The 18,747-nt window shown below is 37.9% G+C and carries 16 protein-coding genes and 1 tRNA gene; 9 read left to right on the top strand and 8 right to left on the bottom strand.

Going from position 1 to position 18,747, the window contains the following annotated elements; translation table 11 throughout:
* Positions 1-542: 542 nt before the first annotated feature.
* Positions 543-1,028 (bottom strand): regulatory protein RecX, encoded by a 486-nt coding sequence (locus HX062_RS09935; protein WP_182628630.1) that lies wholly within the window; start codon positions 1,026-1,028, stop codon positions 543-545.
* A 151-nt stretch (positions 1,029-1,179) separates the two neighbouring features.
* Here HX062_RS09935 and HX062_RS09930 point away from each other — a divergent pair, with 151 nt between their 5' ends.
* Both HX062_RS09930 and HX062_RS09925 read left to right on the top strand, forming a co-directional pair.
* Positions 1,180-1,674: a DinB family protein gene (locus HX062_RS09930; RefSeq protein WP_286467273.1), complete on the top strand. Its 495-nt coding sequence runs from the start codon at positions 1,180-1,182 to the stop codon at positions 1,672-1,674.
* 209 nt (positions 1,675-1,883) lie between these two features.
* A complete protein-coding gene (locus HX062_RS09925) occupies positions 1,884-2,393 on the top strand; it encodes a hypothetical protein (protein WP_286467272.1) in 510 nt (169 codons plus the stop codon).
* A gap of 48 nt (positions 2,394-2,441) precedes the next feature.
* Here the strand turns inward: HX062_RS09925 and HX062_RS09920 are convergent.
* Positions 2,442-2,521: transfer RNA gene (locus HX062_RS09920), tRNA-Leu, on the bottom strand.
* 159 nt (positions 2,522-2,680) lie between these two features.
* On the opposite strand from HX062_RS09920, the gene HX062_RS09915 reads away from it, so the two are divergent.
* The 3 genes from HX062_RS09915 to pth all read left to right on the top strand — a co-directional run bounded on the left by HX062_RS09915 (position 2,681) and on the right by pth (position 4,955).
* Complete coding sequence (locus HX062_RS09915; RefSeq protein ID WP_182628639.1) at positions 2,681-3,622, top strand: ribose-phosphate pyrophosphokinase; 942 nt, start codon at positions 2,681-2,683, stop codon at positions 3,620-3,622.
* 27 nt (positions 3,623-3,649) lie between these two features.
* Complete coding sequence (locus HX062_RS09910; RefSeq protein ID WP_182628640.1) at positions 3,650-4,258, top strand: 50S ribosomal protein L25/general stress protein Ctc; 609 nt, start codon at positions 3,650-3,652, stop codon at positions 4,256-4,258.
* Positions 4,259-4,388: 130 nt separating this feature from the next.
* Complete coding sequence (gene pth / locus HX062_RS09905; protein ID WP_286467271.1) at positions 4,389-4,955, top strand: aminoacyl-tRNA hydrolase; 567 nt, start codon at positions 4,389-4,391, stop codon at positions 4,953-4,955.
* 111 nt (positions 4,956-5,066) lie between these two features.
* Here pth and aspS read toward each other — a convergent pair whose 3' ends face one another.
* The 4 genes from aspS to HX062_RS09885 all read right to left on the bottom strand — a co-directional run bounded on the left by aspS (position 5,067) and on the right by HX062_RS09885 (position 9,861).
* A complete protein-coding gene (aspS, locus tag HX062_RS09900; RefSeq protein ID WP_286467270.1) occupies positions 5,067-6,815 on the bottom strand; it encodes an aspartate--tRNA ligase in 1,749 nt (582 codons plus the stop codon).
* 76 nt (positions 6,816-6,891) lie between these two features.
* Positions 6,892-8,064 (bottom strand): MFS transporter, encoded by a 1,173-nt coding sequence (locus tag HX062_RS09895; protein ID WP_286467269.1) that lies wholly within the window; start codon positions 8,062-8,064, stop codon positions 6,892-6,894.
* Between the two features lie 20 nt (positions 8,065-8,084).
* On the bottom strand, positions 8,085-9,149 hold the full coding sequence (locus tag HX062_RS09890; protein WP_286467268.1) for an NADH:flavin oxidoreductase/NADH oxidase: 1,065 nt from the start codon (positions 9,147-9,149) through the stop codon (positions 8,085-8,087).
* A gap of 55 nt (positions 9,150-9,204) precedes the next feature.
* Entirely contained in the window at positions 9,205-9,861 is a 657-nt protein-coding gene (locus HX062_RS09885; RefSeq protein WP_182628645.1) for a metal-dependent transcriptional regulator, read from the bottom strand.
* A 101-nt stretch (positions 9,862-9,962) separates the two neighbouring features.
* Between HX062_RS09885 and HX062_RS09880 the strand changes: the two genes are divergently transcribed.
* From HX062_RS09880 to HX062_RS09865, 4 genes are all read left to right on the top strand, one after another.
* Positions 9,963-12,215: a TonB-dependent receptor gene (locus HX062_RS09880; RefSeq protein WP_286467267.1), complete on the top strand. Its 2,253-nt coding sequence runs from the start codon at positions 9,963-9,965 to the stop codon at positions 12,213-12,215.
* Between the two features lie 12 nt (positions 12,216-12,227).
* A complete protein-coding gene (locus tag HX062_RS09875; RefSeq protein ID WP_182628647.1) occupies positions 12,228-12,692 on the top strand; it encodes a thioredoxin family protein in 465 nt (154 codons plus the stop codon).
* A gap of 145 nt (positions 12,693-12,837) precedes the next feature.
* A complete protein-coding gene (locus tag HX062_RS09870; RefSeq protein ID WP_182628648.1) occupies positions 12,838-13,212 on the top strand; it encodes a BlaI/MecI/CopY family transcriptional regulator in 375 nt (124 codons plus the stop codon).
* 11 nt (positions 13,213-13,223) lie between these two features.
* Positions 13,224-15,116 (top strand): M56 family metallopeptidase, encoded by a 1,893-nt coding sequence (locus tag HX062_RS09865; RefSeq protein ID WP_286467265.1) that lies wholly within the window; start codon positions 13,224-13,226, stop codon positions 15,114-15,116.
* An 88-nt stretch (positions 15,117-15,204) separates the two neighbouring features.
* Here HX062_RS09865 and HX062_RS09860 read toward each other — a convergent pair whose 3' ends face one another.
* Both HX062_RS09860 and HX062_RS09855 read right to left on the bottom strand, forming a co-directional pair.
* Positions 15,205-17,883, bottom strand: coding sequence for a carboxypeptidase regulatory-like domain-containing protein (locus HX062_RS09860; RefSeq protein WP_286467264.1), 2,679 nt, complete (start codon positions 17,881-17,883; stop codon positions 15,205-15,207).
* Positions 17,884-17,936: 53 nt separating this feature from the next.
* A complete protein-coding gene (locus tag HX062_RS09855) occupies positions 17,937-18,731 on the bottom strand; it encodes a GLPGLI family protein (RefSeq protein ID WP_286467263.1) in 795 nt (264 codons plus the stop codon).
* Positions 18,732-18,747: the final 16 nt, after the last annotated feature.

The raw sequence follows: 18,747 nt of genomic DNA, 5'->3' as shown, positions 1-18,747 counted from the left end.
CTCGTCGTTCGATGCTCGTTGTAAAGCACAATTATCTTACAAATGAAGAAACTAAACAAACCGTGCAAACCGCGCAACTAACAAACCGCGCAAAAAACAAATCGTAGATTCATCGAACACCAAAAACAATTATAAACTAGGTGAGATAAACCGTGCAAATTACAAACCGTGCATAGAGCAAACCGCGCGAACCGCGCAACTAACAAACCGCGCAAAAAACAAATCGTAGATTCATCGAACTCCAAAACCATTATAAACTAGGTGAGATAAACCGCGCAAATTACAAACCGTGCATAGAGCAAACCGCGCGAACCGCGCAACTAACAAACCGCGCAAAGAACAAATCGTAGATTCATCGAGCACCAAAACAAAATATAAACTAGATGAGATAAACCGCGCAAAAAACAAATCGTAGATTCATCGAACACTAAAACAATTATAAACTAGGTGAGATAAACCGCGCAAATAACAAACTCTACCACTCACATCAATAAAACTATCTTCTAAATAAAAAAAAGCCCGTAAAAGGGCTTAAAATTCGTTTATTGACTATTATTTTCTAATTCCTGAGTCTTAGTTATTATGTCGGACATGGCATATCCCTTTCGGAATAAATAGGCTTGAAACTTTTGTTTTTTCTTTTGTATATCAGTATCTGTTAGCTGATTCCATTTGTTTTCGCTAATGCGATCGAAAGTTTCATAATATTCTTCATCGTCAATTTCTGCAAGCGCTAATGTGATTAAGCGATGATTAATATCTCTGAATTTTAATTCTGAAGTGATTCTATTTCTACCCCAAGCACTCAAGCGGTGTTTGCCGCGTGCAAAACTCTTTGCAAATCGCTCTTCATTGAGATAATTCTGTGCTATGAGGTGAACGATGATTTCATCGTGTATTTGGGGTGTTATACCTAATTGGAACATCTTGTTGACTACTTCGGAGTGACAGCGGTCTTGATACGCACAGTAATTTTCTAGTTTTCGTTTGGCCTCATCAAAGGAAAGGTAGGTAGTTTCTCGATTCAATTTTTCATTTTTTTTACAAATATAGTGACCCCGGAGGAAGTACCCTAACCTGGTTTGTTATTCCTTTTTAATAAAATTATATTTTTCAAATAAATTGATTATGTGCCTTTCGTTTCGTAGCTTTCCTAGAAGAAAAATAACATTTTGAATTATGAGTATCAACAAAAGTTTCTTGCTAGAATTACAGCATGAATTAAATAGTACAAGAAAAATTATCGCTTGCGTGCCAACAGATCAATGGGATTGGAAACCTCATGCAAAATCAATGAGTTTAGGGGATTTATCTAAGCATATTGTTGAGTTAATTGTTTGGACGGAGTGGATTACCAAGCAAAAGTCACTGAATTTCCATACGGAATACAAGCCGTTAGAGGCTAAAACAACTGAAGAGTTGTTAGCGTTGATTGATGCATTTGAGAAACGAGTTGTGGTAGCGTTAGAAGGTATGACTGAAGAGCAGTGGATGGAAAATTGGGCACTAAAAGCTGGGGAACACACTATTGTCGAAATGCCTAAGGTTGGCGCTAACCGTTTTCTTGTAAATAACCACATCTACCACCACAGAGGACAGCTTTCTGTCTATTTGCGTTTGTTGGATATTCCAATTCCTGGAATGTATGGTCCTTCTGCAGATGATGCAAAATAGAATAGTAAATGGAAAAGGCTAACAGAATGTGTTAGCCTTTTTTGTTGCATGGCGTTTCGGTTTCTATCTGGAATTTGAGTTGTTGTTCCTGTAATGTCGCCTCCTTCTTTTTATTCCTGTTGGAATAGGTATTGGTTGAAATAAATAACAAAAATTTTGTAAAATTTAACGTTGTATTTTGTTTATTTTCGCGAGCTAAAATAGAACGTATGCACTTAAATAAATTATTTTTTTTTCTTGTCAGCTTGTGTGTGTATCAATCCACTTTTTCGCAAAACAAGAATAATACGGTTTACATTAATCTTGGCGGACAAGGGATAGAAACCTCTTTTAAAACAAGACTGACATATGATATTCACTTAGAAGCTTTCGCTGGCGTAGGAGCAGGCTATAAGTTAGAAGAAACAAGTGGATATTATTATGAATATGGTTTTATTCCTTTTACTAAGGCCAATTTGAAGTGGCATTTTGTCAATGAAGAGGAACGAACTTTTTATCTGGCTACTCAAGTAAAGTATTCTTTTGGCAAAACTTCAGATCCAAGTTATAATCAAATATTGATTACGGAGGGACATATTGGTAATGAACAATACATTACTCCTCGACTGATTTTTAACATCCATGTAGGTGGAGGATATATTCAAGATTTTGACGTTCAACGCGGCGAGTTCTTGTTTACGTTCGGAGTTACGTTGAAGTACGCTGTTTTTAAGTTTTAAAACTTAAAAACAAAAAGGCCTAACTCATCGAGTTAGGCCTTTTTTTAGTACCCGGAGTGGGAATCGAACCCACACTCCTAGGAACACGAGTTTGAGTCGTGCGCGTCTACCAATTCCGCCATCCGGGCATTTGGTGTTGAATTGTGAGTGCAAATGTAAAGAAAAAAATATTCTAACAAAGAAAAAAATCAAAAAAATTCTATTAGTCAATTAATATTTTATAAATTTGCATCGCTGAATTAGTATAAGGAAGCGCTAACTAACAACATAACAACTAATTAGAAAAAATGTTAAATCCTGAATCAGAAGCAAAAATTTTTGCTTGTTCTCAAAGCATCGAATTAGCAGAGAAGATAGCAAAAGAATATGGAGTAGAATTGGGTAAAGTTACATTGTCACATTACAGTGATGGTGAGTTTCAGCCCTCTTTTGAAGAATCTATAAGAGGACGAAGAGTTTTCTTAGTGTGTTCTACGTTTCCATCTGCGGATAACCTAATGGAATTATTGCTGATGTGTGATGCTGCAAAAAGAGCATCAGCTAGACATATCACGGTTGTAATTCCTTATTTTGGATGGGCTAGACAAGATAGAAAGGATAAACCAAGGGTTCCAATCGGAGCTAAATTAGTAGCGAAGTTATTAGAATCAGCTGGAGCAACTCGAATCATGACCATGGATTTACACGCAGATCAAATTCAAGGATTCTTCGAAAAACCAGTGGATCATTTGTATGCTTCAACGATCTTTTTACCTTACGTAAAAAGCTTGAACATCGAGAACTTGACAATTGCATCACCAGATATGGGAGGATCAAAAAGAGCATATGCCTATTCTAAGTTTTTAAATTCGGATGTTGTAATCTGTTATAAACAAAGAAAAGAAGCAAATGTAATTGAAAAGATGGAGCTTATTGGCGAGGTGAAAGGACGTAATGTTATCTTGGTAGACGATATGATCGATACTGGAGGAACGCTTGCTAAAGCTGCAGATATGATGTTAGAGAGAGGAGCTTTGAGCGTACGTGCAATTTGTACGCATGCTATTCTATCAGGAAGTGCGTATGAGAAGATTGAAGAGTCTTCTTTGACAGAATTAATCGTAACCGATTCAATTCCGTTAAAAAAACCATGTGACAAAATTAAAGTATTAAGCTGTGCACCTTTGTTTGCTGAAGTAATGCACAATGTGCAATCGAATATGTCGATTAGCCAAACATTCGTAATGTAAATTATTAATTAATAAATATTTAAAGTAATGAAATCAATTACAATTAAAGGATCAGAAAGAGAAAGCGTAGGTAAAGTGTCTACTAAAGCCTTACGTAATGCTGGAATGGTTCCTTGCGTAGTATACGGAGGAGAACAATCAGCAATCCACTTCACAGCAGAAGAGAAAGCATTCAAAAGTTTAGTTTACACTCCGAACGTACACACTGTTGTGATTGAATTAGAAGGTGGTAAAAAAATCAATGCAATTTTACAAGATATTCAGTTCCACCCGGTATCTGACAAAATCTTACACATCGATTTCTACCAATTATTCGACGATAAAGAAATCACTTTAGAAGTGCCTATCAAAATTTCAGGTAACTCTAAAGGAGTTATGGCTGGGGGTGTATTAAACATCAACAACCGTAAATTAAAAGTTAGAGCTTTACCAGCTAACTTACCTGACTTCGTAGAAGTAAACATTTCTGACTTAGAAATGGGGAATAAATTATACGTTACAGACATCAAAACAGATAACTATAAATTGTTACACCCAGATAACACAGTAGTGTGTCAAGTGAGAATTTCTCGTGCAGCGATGAAAGCAGCTCAAGAAGCAGCAAAAGCAGCAAAAGCACCTGCAAAGAAAAAATAATTGTAGACGCTATATTATATTTAAAAGCGCTTGTATTTGTACAAGCGCTTTTTTTATTTGTGCGAAATAACTTATGGAATGTCTTGGCTTTACGTTATTTTTGTACGTTAAAAATTAGTCAGAGAATACAATGAAAAAGTTTTTAATTGTCGGTTTAGGAAATATTGGTGCGGAGTATATTCACACCCGTCATAATATTGGATTTAAGGTTGTGGATCAAGTGGCCCGTGATTTGGGTGGCGATTGGCAAACGGTGAAATTAGGTAGTTTGGCTGAAGTAAAAGTGAAAGGGAGAACGTTGTTGTTACTAAAACCCAATACCTATATGAATTTAAGCGGAAAAGCTGTTCAATATTGGATGCAAAAAGAGAATATTCCCTTAGAGCAAATTTTGATCGTAACGGATGATTTAAATATTCCATTTGGAACGATTCGAATCAAAGCCAAAGGATCCGATGGAGGGCATAATGGATTGAAAAATATTCAAGCCATTTTAGCCAATACGAATTATCCGCGTTTTCGATTTGGAATTAGCGATGAATTTAAGAAAGGACAGCAAGTGGATTATGTTTTGGGTGAATGGTCTGCAGAGGAGAAAGAAAAGCTTGTAGAGCGCCTAGAAACGTCTTCTAAGGCTATTCAAGAGTTTGCTTTGGGCGGATTAAACAATGCGATGAATATGTACAACGCCAAGTAAGGCAATATGCAATAAAAAAAGGAATGAGTTCCTTAAACTCATTCCTTTTTTATTTACAGTCAACCGCACACCGTCAACTGTAAACAAAAAAAGAGCCACTGGCTCTTTTTTTTATGGTTTAATAGCGATGTGTAATTCTTCTAATTGTTCTGGACGGATGGCACTAGGTGCATCAATCATTACGTCTCTTCCTGAGTTGTTTTTAGGGAAGGCAATGAAATCGCGAATCGTTTCTTGTCCGCCTAGAATAGCTACTAAACGGTCTAAACCGAAAGCTAATCCTCCGTGTGGTGGTGCACCATATTGGAAAGCATTCATCAAGAATCCAAATTGTTTTTCCGCTTCTTCTTTAGAGAATCCCAAGTGTTTAAACATCAATTCTTGTGTTGCTTTATCGTGAATACGAATAGAACCTCCACCAATTTCATTTCCGTTTAAGACCATGTCATAGGCGTTTGCACGAACCTTTCCTGGATCTGTATCTAGCAATGCCATATCTTCTTTTTTAGGAGAAGTAAATGGATGGTGCATCGCAAAATAGCGTCCTGATTCTTCATCCCACTCGAATAGAGGGAAGTCAATCACCCATAAAGGAGCAAATTCATCGGCTTTTCTCAAGCCCAATCTATTTCCTAGTTCCATGCGAAGTGCACTCAATTGCGCTCTAGTTTTATTTGCAGGACCTGAAAGAATGAAGATAATATCTCCAGCTTGTGCACCTGTAACAGCTGCCCATTGCTTCAAATCTTCTTGATCATAGAACTTGTCTACAGATGATTTGAAAGAGCCATCAGCTTCACATTTACAGTATACCATACCTGAGGCACCTACTTGTGGGCGTTTTACCCAGTCAATTAGAGCGTCGATTTCTTTTCTAGTATAGGCTGCTCCACCAGGTACTGCAATCCCCACTACTAATTCAGCGCTGTTGAAAACACCAAATTCTTTGTGTTGAGCTACAGCATTTAACTCACCGAATTTCATTCCAAAACGAATATCTGGTTTGTCATTACCATAGGTACGCATGGCTTCTTCAAAAGTCATTCGTGGGAATTTGTCAATTTCAACCCCGTGAATAGATTTCAACAGATGTTTGGTCATTCCTTCAAAAGTATCCATTACATCTTCTTGGTCTACGAATGCCATTTCACAGTCAATCTGTGTAAATTCAGGCTGTCTATCTGCACGTAAATCCTCATCGCGGAAACATCTCACGATTTGGAAGTAGCGATCCATACCTCCGACCATCAACAATTGTTTGAAGGTTTGTGGAGATTGTGGCAAGGCGTAAAATTGACCTGGATTCATGCGAGAAGGTACGATAAAATCACGAGCCCCTTCTGGCGTAGAACTGATTAAATAAGGTGTTTCTACTTCACAGAAATCTTGTGCTGAAAGGTAATTACGCACTTCTTGTGCTACTTTGTGTCTGAAAAGTAAACTGTTTTTTACCGGGTTTCTACGAATATCCAAGTAGCGATATTTCATGCGAATATCTTCTCCACCATCTGTTTCATCTTCAATAGTGAAAGGTGGAACACTCGATTCGTTTAAAATCGTTAGTGACTCAACTAAAATCTCAATATCCCCTGTTGGCATATTAGGATTTTTTGATGCGCGTTCGATAACCGTTCCTGTTACTTGAATCACATACTCACGGCCTAAGTTTTTTGCCGTTTCAAAAACAGTTTTATCTGTTCGCTCTGCGTCAAAAATCAACTGTGTTATGCCGTAACGATCGCGTAAGTCAACCCAAATCATAAAGCCTTTATCACGGTGTTTACTCACCCAGCCAGACAGGGTAACTGTTGTATTTATATCAGAAGCACTTAGTGCTCCACAAGTATGAGTTCTGTACATGGTAAAAAATTATTTGTGCAAAGTTAAAAACTTATTGTGAATCGCGAGACTTTTGCTAGAAGAATGTAGATGTAAGCTATTGAATTTCTTGTGGCAAAGTATCCGCTCTTTTTTTGAACTGAATAAACAGATAGGCGAGCATAGCGCCACATAAGGCCATTCCAGCACCTACCCATTCAGGTGAATTATACCCAAAGCCCATCGTGATGGGAATTCCCCCTAAAAAAGCACCGAGGGCATTGCCAATGTTGAAACAAGCTTGTCCCGCAGATGCCGCTAACATTTCCGAACCTTTGGCATTTTTGATCAACAACATTTGTAAAGGTGAACCGATAGTAAAGGCAACTAGTCCGGTTACCAAAGACATGGCATAAGCCATCCACTGAATATGAACTGTATAGTACACGATAATCAAACATGCGGCCATCAAAGTAAAGGAAATAATAACCGCTTTTGCAGGAGAAAAGGTATCCGCAATTTTTCCACCAACAAAATTACCTAAAAACATACCTAACCCTACTAAAGTCATGATAATGGGAATATTTGCTTCGGGAATCAAGGCAATATTGGTCATCATTGGTGCGATATAGCTGATCCAGGCAAAAAGTCCCCCAGTACCAATAGAAATTAGCGCTACTAAAATCCAGGCAATTGGCGTTTTAAAAAAGGCCATTTGTTTTTTGGTATTGGTGGTAGTATCTGCTTGTAGTTTGGGAATCCAAAAGTAAATGGCGAGTGTAGTTAATACACCCATTGAGGCAATTAATGCATATGCTTCACGCCAAGTGTAATGTTGTCCGATCCAGGTGCTTAGCGGTACGCCTACCAGATTGGCCGTAGTTAATCCTGCAAACATGATGGAAACCGCTTGGGCTTCTTTTCCTTTTTGGGCGAGTTGTGTAGCTACCACTGATCCTACACCAAAAAAGGCTCCGTGCGGCAACCCAGACATAAAGCGCGTAGCGATTAAGGTCGAATATGAAGGCGAGAGTACAAAAAGTACGTGGAAAACAGAAAATAACAGCATCAAGGCCATTAACGTTTTATGCGGGGCAAATTTATTGGATGACATAACCAATAATGGAGCACCAACCACTACTCCTAAGGCATAGGTTGAAATAAAATTTCCTGCTTTTGGAATGGATATGCCTAAGTCATTTGCAATTTCGGGCAAAAGGCCCATCATCGAAAATTCTGTCATACCGATGGCTAGTCCACCAACAGCTAGAGCTAATAAGCTTTTATTCATTGAAAATATGTAAAATTTAATTATTCTTTTCCTCTTTCGTATTGAGAAGCCCATGGAATTTCTTCATCAAGTTGAGCCGATGCCGTCATCACAAAATGAGGATCTCGTAAAAATTCGCGACCCAATAAAATCAGGTCCGCTTTGTTTTGTTGTAAAATGTCTTCCGCTTGTTGACCCGTTTTAATTTCTCCAACGGTTCCTACAATTAATGAAGTATTGGTTTTTATTTCAGAGGCAAAGGGTACTTGATAGTTTGGGCCCGTGGTTATTTGCTGATGGCGTACACCACCACCACTACTTACATCAATAACTTCTACGCCTCGTTCTTGAAGAACTTTAGCTAGTGCAACACTTTCTTCCATATTCCACCCTCCTTCAGCCCAATCTGTTGCTGAGATTCTCACCCATAGGCTTTGAGTCGTGAGTAGGGGTTGTATCGCATCGATAATCTCCAGTAAAAATCGAATTCTATTCTCAAAACTTCCACCATATTCGTCCGTTCTTGTATTGATTAAGGGCGAAAAGAACTGATGGATGAGATAACCATGTGCTCCATGCAGTTCTATAATCTCATAGCCCGCTGTAATGGCACGACGAGTGGCTTGTTTAAAAGCCTCTACTGTTTGGGCAATAGCCATTTTGGTTAGCGCAACAGGCGGATGGTCTTTTTCATTAAATGCTTGTGTTGACGGTCCTACGGTTTGCCATCCATTAGGTTGGTTGGGAGCAATCTGGTCTCGTGTAATCCACGGTTTTTCACAGCTGGCTTTGCGTCCCGCATGTGCCAATTGAATCCCTGGAATGCAGTTTTGCTCTTTGATAAACTGCGTGATTTCCTCTAGTTTTTCGATATGGGCGTCTGACCAAATTCCCAAATCTCCATAGGTAATCCGCCCTTCAGGAACAACTGCTGTGGCTTCTTGAATTACCGCTGCCGCTTGTCCTATGGCAAATTGCCCTAAATGAACCAAGTGCCAATTGTTTGCAAAACCGTCTGTAGCCGTGTATTGACACATGGGCGAAACTACTAGCCTATTTTTTAATGTATGGTGTTTTAATGCAAGTGAACTAAATAATTTTCTCATGATCTCTTGTTGGTATGTTGATAAAAAAAAGCTTACTGGGGAGTAAGCCTTGCAATTATTTTAATTGTACAAAAAGATTATTTGCAATCTTCTTCGTAATAGTAATTCTACTACCGTTGATCTCAATTAAATACGATTGATCAAAAGGTTCAATTTCTAAAATTACAATCTCACTGCCTAAAGCGATTTTTTGCTTATCTAAATATTGTAGAAACTCGGCGGAAGAATCTTTGACCCCCACACAGATTACCGTTTGCTGAATCTTTATTTCCGCTAATAATTTTTTCTTGATTTGCTTAATTTCTCCTTTTGCATTGGGAATCGGATCTCCATGGGGATCTTCTGTTGGAAAACCAAGGTAAGCTTCCAGCTTATTGATCAATTTTTCCGATTTAATGTGCTCTAACTCTTCTGCTACATCGTGTACTTCATCCCAGCTAAAACCTAATTTCTCCACTAAGAATACCTCCCATAAACGGTGTTTACGCACAATCATCTTTGCCGCTAACAGCCCCTCTGAAGTTAATCGAACCCCCTGATACTTTTGATAGGTCACCAGTTTTTTCTCGTTCAATTTTTTGATCATGTCCGTAACGGAAGACGCTTTAGTTTCTATTCGCGCAGCAATGGCATTGGTAGAAATTCCGTTTTCTTCCCCTTGGGACAAGTGAAAAATTGTTTTCAAGTAGTTTTCTTCTGAATACGTAAGCATGGAGTAATTTTTTATAAAATACAAATTTACAATTTTTTTATTGAAATTATATTTTTAGCTTTGCCTAAATTTTAATTTAATCTAATAGTAAATAATTTTTTATGCGTGTATTAATAAGTTTTTTGTGTCTACTGTTTTTTACTGCTGCAGTAGAGGCTCAAACTATTCAAGGAAAGATTACCTCAAGCGGTGATATTTTGTCCTATGCGAGTGTTTTTATTGAAGGCTCTTCGAAAGGCACAACAGCTGATGACAAAGGAGTATATAAGCTGGATGGGCTACAAGTAGGAACCTATCTTGTCCATGCAGAATTTGTTGGTTTTAAAAGAAAGTCAAAGCGAGTGACTGTAAAGGAAGATCAAACGGTAACAGTTAATTTTGATTTAGAAGAGGATTCAAGCTTAGAAGAAATCGTTATTTCAGGTTCGTTAAAACCGGTATTAAAATCGGATGCTGTGACGCCAGTAGAGATTTATACTCCTGCTTTCTTCGAAAAAAATCCAACAGCGAATTTATTTGATGCGGTACAAATGATTAACGGGGTACAACCTCAATTGAATTGTAATGTCTGCAACACAGGAGATATTCACATCAATGGAATGGAAGGTCCTTATACGATGATCTTGATTGATGGTATGCCAATTGTGTCTTCCCTTTCAACTGTTTATGGTTTGTTTGGAATTCCAACTAATATGATTGAACGCGTGGAAGTGGTGAAAGGACCTGCTTCTTCTTTGTATGGTACAGAAGCTATGGGTGGAATTATAAACGTGATTACCAAGGATCCTGAACATGCAGCAAAACTAAGTGTAGATGCATTTTCAACGACGTGGTTGGAGAATAATTTAGATCTAGGAGCGGGATATAAGCTAGGAAAAAAAGTAAATGGTCTTTTTGGAGGGAACTACTTTAAGTTTGGCGAGCGCAAAGATAAAAATGGCGATGGCTTTACAGATGTTACCCAACAAGAGCGCGTGTCCTTGTTCAACAAATTCAGTTTAAAACGCCCAGAAAATAAAGTAGCGAGCTTAGCTTTGCGCTATGTGTATGAAGATCGTTGGGGAGGTGAAACACATTGGAACAGAAAAAAACACAGAGGAGGAGAAGAGGTGTATGCGGAAAGTATTTTTACCAATCGCTTTGAAGCGATCGGAATGTATCAATTGCCGACAACAGAAAACATCTATACCCAGTTTTCATATATCTATCACGGACAAAATTCTATGTACGGTCCCGAGTCTTATGATGCCAAGCAACAAGTGGCTTTTGGTCAACTCTATTGGGATAAAACGTTGGGGAACCACAGCTTGTTAGTAGGTGGATCGTTTAAATATACCTACTATGATGACAATACACGTGCAACAGGTATATATGACGAGGATGGTTTGGTGAAAAATCAACCAGAAGAAACGCCAATTCCAGGACTATTTGTACAAGATGAGTGGTCGTTAAACAAGCAAAATAAGTTGTTGTTGGGGTATCGCTTTGATTATGACAAAACACATGGTGGGATTCACTCTCCTCGTGTAGGATATAAATTTTCGCCAAACAGCAATCACGCTTTGCGCGCAAGTTTTGGTACTGGATTTAGAGTGGTCAATGTGTTTACGGAAGACCACCGTGCCCTAACAGGAGCCAGAGAGGTAGTCTTTGCGGAAAACTTAGATCCAGAGAAATCCTATAATACCAACTTAAATTATACGGTCAAAGTACCTACTAATTTCGGAGCATTCAACTTTGATATCAACGGATTCTATACGTACTTCACCAATAAAATCGATGCAGATACTGATACGGATCAAACCAAAATTATTTATGCCAACTTAGATGGTCATGCAATCTCTAAAGGAATTTCCTTAAATATTGATGTAGCTTTTGACTTTCCGTTAAAATTGATGGCAGGAGCTACTTATATGGATGTGTACCGCAAAGAAGATGGAGTGCGTGAACAAATTTACCACTCGCCTAAATGGTCAGGTAATGTGATAGCGAGCTATAATTTTGGCAATGGTTTTTCTGCAGATTTAACAGCTGATTGGAAAGGACCTATGCGTTTGCCACGTGTGGAAGACGATTATAGACCAGAGTATTCGCCGTGGACGGTTATTGCGAATGTTCAGGTTACTAAAAAATTTGGCAACAACATTCAAGTGTATGGAGGAGTGAAGAATTTATTCAATACCCTACCTAAAGAAGATACGATTGCAAGATGGTGGGATCCCTTCGGTGAACCAGGAAATGGTGTGACACCGCCTCCAGGAAGAACCGACGTGATTTTTGAACCAAATGATTACAGCTATACCGCTTTACAAGGAATTAGAGGTTTTATTGGTGTTCGATATAACATTTTCTAAATTAGTTAGACCATGAAAGGGATAAGTATAGGCTATTTTCGACGCTTTATTTGGCTGTTCCTGTGCCTGGGTTGGGTTAGTGCCCAAGCACAAGAAGTTAGCTTCTCGAATTTAGAAGCGAAAATGCAAGAAAAAGCGAAGCCAATCGTTGTTTTTTTACATACCAACTGGTGTAACTACTGTGCGTTGATGGAAAAGAAAACCTTTTCAAACTCCGCCGTACAACAAGCGTTACTCGACAAAGCGTATTTTGTTTCTTTTGACGCTGAGTCAAAGGAAAAAATACAGTTTAAAAATACAGCATTCGTCTATAGAAAAAAGGGACTTCAATCTGGTGTGCATGAATTAGCTGAGGCGCTAACTTCGCAAAATGCTTATCCCGCTTTGGTTTTTTTAAATGAAAACTATGAAATTATATACCAACATTACGCCTATGTTGGTCCAAAAGAAATGCTTCAACTTATAGAAGCGTTGTAGGAGACTACGTGTTATTTTTCTTTAAAAGCACTGTAAATCAACGTGATTTACAGTGCTTTTTTTATTTTTTTTACCTTATAACTAATAAATTAGTTTGATAACTAAAATTTTAGTTATATGTTTGTTTGTATAATTATGGAATGAGATGGAAAAACTGACCAATAAAGAAGAAGAAATTATGCACATCCTTTGGAAGTTAGAAAAGGGATTTGTCAATGATATACTAGCGGAGATGCCAGAACCTAAGCCACATTATAATACCCTTTCCACGTTAATTCGCATTTTAGAGGAAAAAGGGGTGGTGTCGCATACAGCCTATGGAAAGTCACACCAGTACTATCCTATTGTTTCTATGGAAGACTATCGCTCCATGTTTATGGAAGAAACCATGCAGAAGTATTTTGATAATTCGTTTAGCAATTTGGTCAACTTTTTTGTTCAGGATAAACAGGTGTCGGATAAGGAGTTGGAAGAGATTATGTCGATCATAACACGCAATAAGGAAAATAGCAATCGTTAATACTACAGCGTATGACATCTTTTATCTTGTATTTATTGAAAGTAAATGGCTTGTTGCTTTTTGTTTTGGCATTTTACTACTTTGCTTTAAAAAAAGAGACGTTTTTTACTGCAATCCGCTACTATTTCACAGGGGGAATTGCGCTTAGTTTTATGTTGCCATTCATTCATTTTACCAAAACGGTCTATGTGCAACAAAGCTTTGATTGGGCTTCTCTACTCCATAAAATGGAAGATGAATCTGGGGTAGAAGTACAACAAACGGTTGTAGAACGCTTGGATCTACAGACTAATCTTCCCTATGTATTTTGGGTTATTACAAGCATTATTGTACTGCTTGTGGGGCTCAAAGTAATGCGATTAATCCGTCGTGTGAAGGGCTTGCCACTGTGGTCTGCCACTACTCCTACAATTAAAATTGATCAAGCCACTGCCGAGGCCTACTCCTTTTGGAAATGGATTGTCTTACCGGTCAATTACAGTGAACTTCCAGCATTGGATACGGTGATCCAACACGAACGCATTCACGTACAACAGAAACATACGCTTGATCTCTTACTCGTTTATTTGTTGCGTCGCATTTTTTGGTTCAACCCGCTTTTGCGATCCTTGGAACAGGCAGTTCGACTCAATTTAGAGTATATCGTTGATCAACACGTGAGTACAAAACAAAATAGCTATGAATATCAAATGACTTTGGTGCAGTTTGAACAAAACAAACGGTCTTCATTAGTCAATTCTTTTGGATCTTCCGATCTAAAAAAGCGAATCATCATGTTAAACCAACCAAAATCCAACCAGATGAAAAAAACTAAATTTATGCTATGCCTACCGATCGCAATAGGGTTCTTCTTGCTTTTTCAAGTTAAAACCAAGGCGGAAATAATCGCAACAAATCCAGTAACGAATCCTGGGCTAGCGAATCAAACGGTAGAACAAGAACCCCAAAAATCAGCCAATCCCAATGTGATGACTATTAACAGCGGGGACTCCATAACAGAGGAACAACTGGAGATTATCAAAACCAAGGCTCAAGAAGAAGCCAATGGTGGAGTGGGCATGAAAGTGCTTGCCAATGGCAAGGAGATGTCTTCGGAACAATTTTTAGACGTCATTCAAACTAGACCAACTGAAGAAGCTTTTTCCTATACACTGGGATCGGGTGAAGGGCCTTCGTTTGTTACTTTAACCAAGGAAGAATCCAAAGAAATCTTGGCGCAGGCGAAGCTCGATATGGAAGCTTCAAGACGCGATATGGAAGCCGCAAAGCACGATATGGAGACATCGAGACGTGATATGGAAGCCGCAAAGCGCGACATGGAAGCTTCAAGACAAGAGATGAAGAAATTGAGAGAAGAAGGTGCACAATCGATAAAAGCTGAACTGAAAGAAAAGAAGGATCGCATGAAAGAAGAGCAAGCTAAAATGAAAGACGAGCTAGCTAAAAAGAAAGAAGTACAACAAGCCCTGAATCAAGAAAAGGATAGAATGAGAGAAGAGCAAGCTAGAATGAAAGAGGAGTTAGCTAAAAAGAAAGAAGTGCAACAAGTCCTGTATCAGGAGAAGGTTAGAAAGAAAGAGGAAGGAGTCGAACGCTATGGTGAAAAAGAAAAAAATGGAGTCATTAGTATCACTTCTGGAGAAGGCAAGTCTGAAGCGAAAGAAGAACAAAAAGCTAATGGTTTCCACAAGGTTACTGTCATAGGAGGAAGACAAAGAGAAACTGCATTACCAAAACAAAAATATATTATAGATGGTAAAGAAGTGAAGGACATGGAGGTAATCAATACCCTAGATCCTAATGAGATTAAACAAGTAAATGTCATCAAAGGAGAAGAGGCAATAAAAGAATTTGGAGAAGAAGCAAAAAATGGCGTTATAATTGTAACAACTAAACGGAAGTAGTTTTCTATTTTTAAATTTGATGCGTTAGTAGGTAAAGGCGTTCAACAGCTGTTGAACGCCTTTATTTATGAGAATAAGAAGCTCTCGTTTAGAAAGAAAAACGAATGGAGGCTAGCAACTGCCTAGGTCGTATTGGAGCCTGCATTACATTTGTCATTATATCATTGATGATGACCTGATTGTATTCTTTATAATTAAAAATATTGGTCCAAGCGAGTTCCAAATCAATTTTGCGTTTGGAAAAGGTATAGCGATAGGTTATATCTACAAATGTATTGCTGAATGCTTGTTGTTGAATGTGATCTTGTTGATAGGCTAAGGTTGTAAGAACAGCATGTTGGGCAAATGGCACTATACTTACGGTTGCCTCATGTGTTGTTTTAGAGCTAGTGGAGGAAGAGACGTCGTTGTTTTTTAAGTGTTGATAGGCAAAGGAATAATCAATATTCAACCAGGTAAAAGCGGTATTGGTTAAACTGAATCGATAGGTGTTTTGATGAGTTCTTACTGTATTATGCACTTGGTTAATCAGCATCGGTTTTTTATTTCTACTATGGGAAAAACTTCCTTTTAAGGTTGTGCTAATTGGTTCGATAAACTTGTTGATATTTAGTTCTAAGCGTTGTGTTGTTTGGGTGTTGTGTTGCTCAATGGCTTGAATAACTTGTTGTCCATTTTCGCCGATTTCCTGTGAATATAAAAGAGGATTTTGTTGTTCAACATACTCCAAATTTAAATACGCAAACCACCCAGTAAAAGGATCTTTAAAGTTTGTTTCAAATTTGCTCCTAAACCGATGATTAGATAAAACACGATTGCTGTAAGCGCTAAAATTTAATTCATTGAGTACAGTAGAAGAATACAGTTGATTTAGCGGTGTGAAAGCACTCGTATAGGCTATATTTCCTTTAAATGTCCAATATAAAGAAGCAACATATTGTGCATAAAGAGAGGGAGAAACAAATAATTTGCGATTGTTCTCACCTTTGTTGTTTTCTTTGTCTAGCAGCGATGCTGTGGTCCAGTCTAAGGGAAGATTAAGGTTCAAAGACCAACGCTTGGCTTTGAAACTGATTTTGGAATGCAAGGCATTACTGCTCGTTTGATAACGCAGTTGATTGTGATAATCTCCAGGGATAGGAATCCAAAAACCAGTTTCATTTCCATACAAATGGGTGTTGAAATGCGTTTGTTGAAAACTAAAGCTGTATTCTTCAGAAAACGTCCAAGCATTTTTTCTCCAGACATAGGCGACTCCATTTTTTGTGTAAAAAGATTGAGTATCAAAGTGCTGAAATAAGGATGGGTAAGGAGCTAAATCTTGATTTCCTATATTAAAAAGTGCAGTTGGAGATGCAGCGTACTCTTCTTTGCTGTTTGAAAAATCTAGGAGCGTACGAAAATTAATCCAATGCCTTTCTGTTATGGGAATAAGGGCACTCAACGTATTTTGCAACTGAAAAATTGGAGCGTTTACTTTCTGCTGAATCAAATTTTCTGGCATATTGACCATCAAATCCCCCCTTGTTTTATCTTTTGATACGCGGATTGTCGTTTTGTTTTGGGTATAGTTTTGTTTTTGATTTTGCGTTGCGGTAAATTCAGCATGGAAGATTTCTTTTGCCGCACGACTAGCCGTTGTTCTTTGGTATTTGATGGGCTCAGAGGTGTTAAGTGTTGGATTTAGATAGTGTATCGTCGTGGTTTGTACTCTATCGTTGGCGTCATTATCTTCATTTAAATAGTATAAAATTCCTGTAAGTTCCCAGTTGTTTTTGAATTTTTGCAAGACATTTAGATTCCCTAAATGACTTTTATTAAACCAATAGCGGTTTTGATTGATCGAAGGATCAGCATTAGTGGCAATTTGTAGAAAAGGGGTGTTGGTAGGGGAATATAAAAAAGTATTATATTCTTCAAAAGAGTAGAGATTGTTCATTTTAGTTGCTAAAGTAGATCCTGTGTTGTTGGTTTCATAACTTCCTAAGGCTTGGAAATTGCGACTAAAGAGCATAGGAGAAAGCCTTACATTCCAAATAAAAGGGCTAAAGCCTTTTCCAATTTTAGCTGTACCCGCACGACTTACTTTGTTTTTTAAACGAATATTTAAAGCGGGTTTTCCTGTTGAAACTGCCCCTTCTAACATTTTAATCGGTTGGTGATCTTCATACACCTCTACTCGGCTAATATCGTCAGGCGAAATAGCGTTGGTAATTGCAGTATAACGTCCTTTCATCAAATCTAATCCCTCTACATAGAAGCGATTGATCGACTCACCTTGGTATTTGATTTGACCCGTAGTACTCACTTCTATGCCAGGAAGGCGTTTTAATACATCTTCTAAAACGCGATCTGTTTTTAATGCAAAAGAATCGACATTATAGCTCAATGTGTCATTGCGTTGGGTGATCGGTGTGGGTTTAATTACAATTTCTTCCAGTACTGTTACTTGTTCTGTTAAGGTCAGATTTAAATAAGAAATGGGAAAAACTAAGGCCTGGTGATAAATAGCATAATCAAGATGTTGAATGCGCAAGTTGAGGTTTGGACTAGGCGTAGGTAGAGTCATTTCAAAAACACCTGCTGCATTGGATTGTGTATATTGAATCACTTCTTCTGTTTCTGCTTTTACGAGGGATATGATGGCTCCTTCAATAGGCGTATTGGATGTATTTGCTACTCTTCCTTGAATGCGTTGCTGCCCCATAGCGATCATACTTCCTAAGAGAAGAGACAGAATTATAAAACAACGGAAGTGATATAACATAATAGAAGGTGTGATATATAAGTAATCGTTAGATTGAAACAGGAGTTCTTTTTTTATTGAACCTTGAAGATCAGATTTGAACGAAGCCCTATTTTTTCAGCATATTCATCGGGAATTGTTTTTGCATTCTCAGGATTCATTTCAATTAATAAATCTTTATACGTTTTGTTTTGATAGACCTTTAATGCTTTTTCGTATTGTTGAGGTGTGATTTGAGTTACGATCTCTTTTGGATTAACCAGATCCCAATTGTCAATCGTCACTTTTTCGCTGTTGATAAATTCAAATTCATAGTGATGTTCGTCGTCCCAAGCTTTAACCACAAAACCAGGTAAGTTTTTAAATTTATAAGGACCGTCTCTTAAAGGAATGTCGAGTGTAAATAGAACATTCCATTGGCGTCCTTCATAAAAAGTCGTAGCTCTTTGGACGGTATAAGTATTCCATTTTTCGCGGTTAGGTTCCATTTTCCAGACCAAATCACTGATAGAATCTTGATACGTATAAACTGTTGTATGAATAGCAGTATTAGTTGTTGCTATTCCGTTGAAATAAAAAACAGTAAAATCAGTTTTAGGGCGATAAGTATGAAGAACTTGCATGAGTTCCTTTTGGTCTTTTGCAGTAGCTACACTTTGCTTTCTTTCTAATAGTGCTAATTCAAGAAAACGCGAAGATTGGGTAGAGTCAATATCTAGTACAAATACGCTTTCCTCTATCTTTTGGGGCTGCGTTTTGTCTGAGACAATTTTGCCAGCATAATTATAACGCATAATTGTTTTTTGCTGAGCATAAGAACAAATGGTCAACATAAAAATGAGAATTGTAAAAAGTGTTTTCTTCATCATGATAGTTTTAAGATTT

Source organism: Myroides sp. DF42-4-2, from assembly GCF_030326445.1.
Classification (GTDB): domain Bacteria; phylum Bacteroidota; class Bacteroidia; order Flavobacteriales; family Flavobacteriaceae; genus Flavobacterium.
Note: the sequence above shows the minus strand (reverse complement) of the source record. Positions and strands in the feature narration are given on the sequence as shown.